This window comes from Corynebacterium sp. (genome assembly GCF_030530965.1).
In the GTDB taxonomy this organism is placed as follows: domain Bacteria; phylum Actinomycetota; class Actinomycetes; order Mycobacteriales; family Mycobacteriaceae; genus Corynebacterium.
The window spans coordinates 6,756-11,756 of record NZ_JAUMTY010000021.1; the positions used below are offsets into that span (position 1 = coordinate 6,756).

The following is a 5,001-nucleotide window of genomic DNA, read 5'->3' on the forward strand; positions in this document are numbered from 1 at the left end:
AAACGGGCAGCTACGCCGACGAACCCGAAGCCCAGGCCCGAGATGACCGACAGAATGATCCCGGTCGCCATTGTCCACCGGGGCTGAGACGCGACGACGCACGCCGCCGCCACCGCAGCAAGGGGAATCGCGAGGGCGCACAAGCCCCAGCCGACCCACCACGCGACAGCTCGCGCCGGGCCTTCCTCCGCCGTCACACCCAGGACAATCAGGCCCGCGACCAGCACAGCAACGGCTATGACCTCGTGCGCGGTGAGGCGTTGATGAAGCACAACCACCGCCAGCACAGCGGTCACCGCGACCGACGACGCCACCGTCGACTCGACAAGAAAAAGAGGCAGGGAGTGCAATGCCAATGCCGACATAAGGAAGCCGAGGAAGTCGCACACCAAGCCGAGGCCGTACAGCCATCCGGCGCGAATACGGCGACCCCACGACGAGCCGGCCGGAAGCGTGGCGAGCCGACCCACCGCGATAGCCTGCAAAATCGTGGCCCCGCCGTAGGCAATCGCGGCGCACACGGCACCGATGTAGGCGAACATAGTGAATGTCACACGCTGATACGCTACTCGGTGCTTGATTATCGACGTATTTACCGGGCGTGCTCACCGACGGAGTAACTCTGCGGCAACGGGCGCTCCACAGAGCGTAGGGTTGTCTAGGACGTCGTCGATCGTTCGGGGTGATATAAGCGCATCTCTTCCGAGAGTGCTGTTAATTCGTCGGCAGCCTTGCACGTAGTGATGTCCCGTGCGCGCTTGTACTCTTCCACGTCGCTCGCATAGACGCGTCGATGAGCACCCACTTTGTGCCCGGGAAGTGTCCCTTCGTCGATAAGTTTTACGACATAGGGGCGAGAAACGTTGAGGAGATCGGCGGCTTGCTGCGTCGTTAATTCCGCATGCTCAGGAACGATGGAGATCGGCTGGCCAACGGCCGCATTCTTAAGCACCTCTCGTAATTCGCGAGCGACATGGCGGGGCAAGGTGATGCTTTCGCCCGACGGCTCAAGAGTGACGTCGATAGATTGTTGTGGGGATTTATCTAGCACGTGGTTGAGCTTGCGAAGTGTCTCACGTGAGACAGCGACGTCTGATCGCTCGGCAGTGACGTCGTGTTCTTGCTGTGTGTTGTCGGTCGCCATGGAGACAACCTATCGAATAAACGAAATATCCGAAACGATATGGTGGGAGAGGGAATTACATGTGAGCCAGAAACTCTCAGAGCGACTCCCCCAATAGAGCTCTTTTAGCTGTCTTGCTACCCACTTTCGGGTGTGTCAAATTCGATATAGAACAGCTGAGACGCCCTCAAAAGACCCTCGGGTATTAAACTGAGGTTTGCCTAACTCATTTGCCCGTAGAAAGAAGTTCAATATTTCATAAAAGTCGGAAATCTCTAGATCTGTTAATCATGACGGCAACGGCTCTCTCCTACAGTGCACGCTACATTTCTACGTAGGCGTTACCGCAGGATTCACCCCCACTTCTCCAGCTGAACACACTGAGGGATGCTCATGAACACAAAATACGCTTTCACCTTTTTATTGGCAGTCTTTTATGCAATATGCACCGCAATGACTGCAGGCTCTCAGCTTGTTGAGAACATTAATGAGAACACTGCCAAGGTTATTATCAACAGTCTCCTATTGGTCTTAGTCGCCGTCGTTTCCATAATTTTGGTAGCTATGTTTCAATGTAAACGCTCCCCTGTAGAGTTCAATCGCGTATCCATAACGTGTTTCACAGCTATTTACGTGATAGCGGTCCTGGTCAGCAGACTACCTTTAGCGACGCTTCTTTTCCCAGTATGCATGTTTGTCGGATTCATAGCTGTTCCGAGCTATCAAAATTGGCTTAAATCCGCTAGCGAGTCTTCGTGATAATTTGTGGGCTTCTGTTAAGAAGAAGTCCCCTTATCTCCATAGAAGACGGTGCGATAATCGTCGCCGATCTAAGCAGAGCTACTCATTCAGGAGAGAACACATCGCCATTTGCGCGAATCATGTCTTCATGAATAGAGCGTGGTGTGGGCAATACTTAAACGTCGAGCAGCCTTCGTTTTCGGCACCCCCGCACCAATCCGCTCTTGTGTCTGAATAAGGAGGCGGGGGAGGGAATCACACGCGAGCTCAAAGCCATCTGAGCGAATCCCCCCACGGCTATTGCCCCCATTACCTGAAATCTCGGTGGCAGCGTCGTATCCTAAAAACCGTGGCTGAACATTATGACGTAGTTATCCTTGGTGCAGGTCCCGGCGGATATGTGGCGGCTATTCGCGCCGCTCAGTTGGGCAAAAAAGTTGCGATTGTGGAGAAGAAGTATTGGGGCGGTGTGTGCCTGAATGTGGGCTGCATCCCGTCTAAGGCACTCCTTCGCAACGCTGAATTAGCGCACACGTTCACGCACGATGCCAAGACATTTGGCATCTCAGGCGACGTGTCGTTCGACTTCGGCGCTGCTCATAAGCGCTCCAGGAAGGTGTCCTCCAACATCGTGAAGGGCGTCCACTTCCTGATGAAGAAGAACAAAATCACCGAAGTCCACGGCCAAGGCACCTTCACCGACGCACACACCATCGAGGTGTCCGACGGTGACGACGCCGGCAAAACCCTCACGTTCGATAACTGCATCATTGCGACGGGTTCCGTCGTGAAGACGCTCCCAGGTATCGAGCTCAGCAGCAACGTCGTCTCCTATGAGGAACAGATCCTTAACGACGAACTCCCGGAGTCGATGGTCATCGTCGGCGCGGGCGCGATCGGCATGGAATTCGCCTACGTGCTGGCAAACTACGGCGTGGATGTCACCATCGTCGAGTTCATGGACTCCGTCCTGCCCAACGAGGACAAGGACGTCTCCAAGGAGATCGCCAAGCAGTACAAGAAGCTCGGCGTCACTGTCCTGACCGGACACAAGACCACAGCCGTGCGCGACAAGGGCGACTCCGTCGAGGTCGACATTGAGAAGAAGGACGGGTCGAAGCAGCAGACGCTGACCGTGGACCGCGTTCTCGTCTCGGTCGGGTTCGCCCCGCGCGTCGAGGGCTACGGCCTGGACAAGACCGGCGTCGAACTCACCGACCGTGGCGCAATCGCCATTGATGACTTCATGCGCACCAACGTCGACGGCATCTACGCCATTGGCGACGTCACCGCGAAACTGCAGCTAGCCCATGTGGCCGAAGCGCAAGGCGTCGTGGCTGCCGAAACCATCGCCGGCGCAGAGACCGAAACCCTGGGCGACTACATGATGATGCCCCGCGCAACGTTCTGTAACCCGCAGGTGGCGTCGATGGGGTACACGGAAGCCGCCGCGAAAGAGAAATTCTCCGACCGCGACATCAAGGTCGCCAGCTTCCCCTTCACCGCGAACGGCAAGGCGCAAGGCCTCGGCGAGCCCGCTGGCTTCGTGAAGATCGTGACCGATGGCGAATATGGGGAAATCCTCGGCGCGCACATGGTCGGCTCCAACGTCTCCGAGATGCTGCCGGAACTGACCCTCGCGGCCCGCTACGACCTGACCGCTGAAGAAATCGGGCGCAACGTTCACACCCACCCGACCCTGTCTGAGGCTATTAAGGAAGCGGCAGAAGGAACGCTGGGTCACATGATCAACCTCTGAGGCGGGCCTGCCGCGTCCCGGCAGGACACTCAGGAAGATGCCCCTCCACAGAAACGCACTCGCTCCCACGCAGAACCCCGCTCAGCGACACTGAGTAGGGGAGGTGTGCGCGATTACCAGGGGAAACTTCCCCGTCGTCCGCGCAATTCGCGTCGGCGAAAAAAGAGCCACCCCGACGCGCGCTGCCCAATCCGGTTCGGCGAACCCTGCACCGCGTGCCAACCGGGAACCAGCGGGCCGGCCGACTGCCAACTTGTGCAAATGGTGCGCATGGACCCCGAACTCATGGAACGCATGCGCCAGATGAACCTGGCACACCGGCACATGTCCTAAGCCACGCCGCCCAGGCCGCGGGGGCCGGTGCCCGCCTGCGTGCGGTTTACTCAGCCTTCGTGGGATTAGTCCGCTCGCGTGCGGTTACTTCTCTACGAAATATTCCCGCCCGGCCAAAGAATCCGGCAGCTGAACGTCGGTGCGAATATCGCTCTTCGGCACCAACCCAAACTTCTCATACGCCTTCCGCATGTACTCGGCCGCGTCGATATTCAGGGGGCCAGACGTCCACATGGCGTACGGGAGGTTAACAAAACGCTTCTGCTTCACCGCCTCCAAGTTCTTCGTGGCCGGGTTAGACTCCAAGATCTTCACTTTCTCTTCGAAGGTTTGTGAAGGATAGTCCACGAAGGCGATCACATCCGGCTGGGCAGAGGCGATTTTCTCCCACCCCACCGTCGTCCACGTGTCATCGACATCATCGGTGGCGTTCTTCCCGCCGGCCGCTTCAATAATCGCCTGCGGACCACCAAACTTGCCGGACGTAAAGATCGTGTCCTTCGCGGAGTCGAACACGAACGTCACGGGCGGCTTGCCGGAGCCCTCAGCATTATCAGAACTCCCAGCCGCAGGTGCCTGCTTCAGCGCGTCCAGGCGCTTATCCACATCCTTGACCACGTCATTCGCCTTATCGTCGTGGCCAGTCAGCTTCCCGATGTTGGTCAGATCCGTCTTCGCAGCATCCCACGGATCCATCGTCCCGCGCTTGTCGGACCCGCCCTGCCGGCACGACTCGGAAAGAATATAGGACTCAATCCCGTGTTCCTTCAGCGCATCCGGCGTCAAATTCTTGGATTCGGAAAACCCGTAGTTCCACCCCGCGAACACAAGGTCCGGCTTGGTCGCGATAATTCGCTCCAGCGACGGAGAGTCAGGCGCATCCACCTTCAACTTGTCGACGACATCCTTGCCATATTTGGCCTCAAGGATTGCCTTGTCATCCTGCAGGCTGCTGACATTCGCGATATTGTCCGCCGCGCCCACCGCCAGCGTGGTGGCAATCATGTTCCCGTCATTGACGTACATGTGCTTCGCCGTCGAGGGA

4 protein-coding genes and 1 pseudogene are annotated in these 5,001 nt (G+C 57.6%); 2 read left to right on the top strand and 3 right to left on the bottom strand.

All coding sequences use genetic code 11. The annotated features are described in order from the left end of the window. Together Q3981_RS05535 and Q3981_RS05540 are read right to left on the bottom strand one after the other, a co-directional pair. A pseudogene (locus tag Q3981_RS05535) lies at positions 1 to 554 on the bottom strand (hypothetical protein); the annotation flags it as partial. Positions 555 to 658: 104 nt separating this feature from the next. Continuing rightward, positions 659 to 1,144: a helix-turn-helix domain-containing protein gene (locus tag Q3981_RS05540; protein WP_303124429.1), complete on the bottom strand. Its 486-nt coding sequence runs from the start codon at positions 1,142 to 1,144 to the stop codon at positions 659 to 661. 1,069 nt (positions 1,145 to 2,213) lie between these two features. Between Q3981_RS05540 and lpdA the strand changes: the two genes are divergently transcribed. Together lpdA and Q3981_RS10440 are read left to right on the top strand one after the other, a co-directional pair. Beyond that, a complete protein-coding gene (gene lpdA, locus Q3981_RS05545) occupies positions 2,214 to 3,623 on the top strand; it encodes a dihydrolipoyl dehydrogenase (RefSeq protein ID WP_012732565.1) in 1,410 nt (469 codons plus the stop codon). Positions 3,624 to 3,728: 105 nt separating this feature from the next. Then, entirely contained in the window at positions 3,729 to 3,956 is a 228-nt protein-coding gene (locus tag Q3981_RS10440) for a DUF6767 domain-containing protein (RefSeq protein WP_368410093.1), read from the top strand. A gap of 84 nt (positions 3,957 to 4,040) precedes the next feature. Here Q3981_RS10440 and Q3981_RS05550 read toward each other — a convergent pair. After that, positions 4,041 to 5,001: ABC transporter substrate-binding protein (locus Q3981_RS05550; protein ID WP_303124430.1), on the bottom strand; the 961-nt coding region annotated here is incomplete at its 5' end.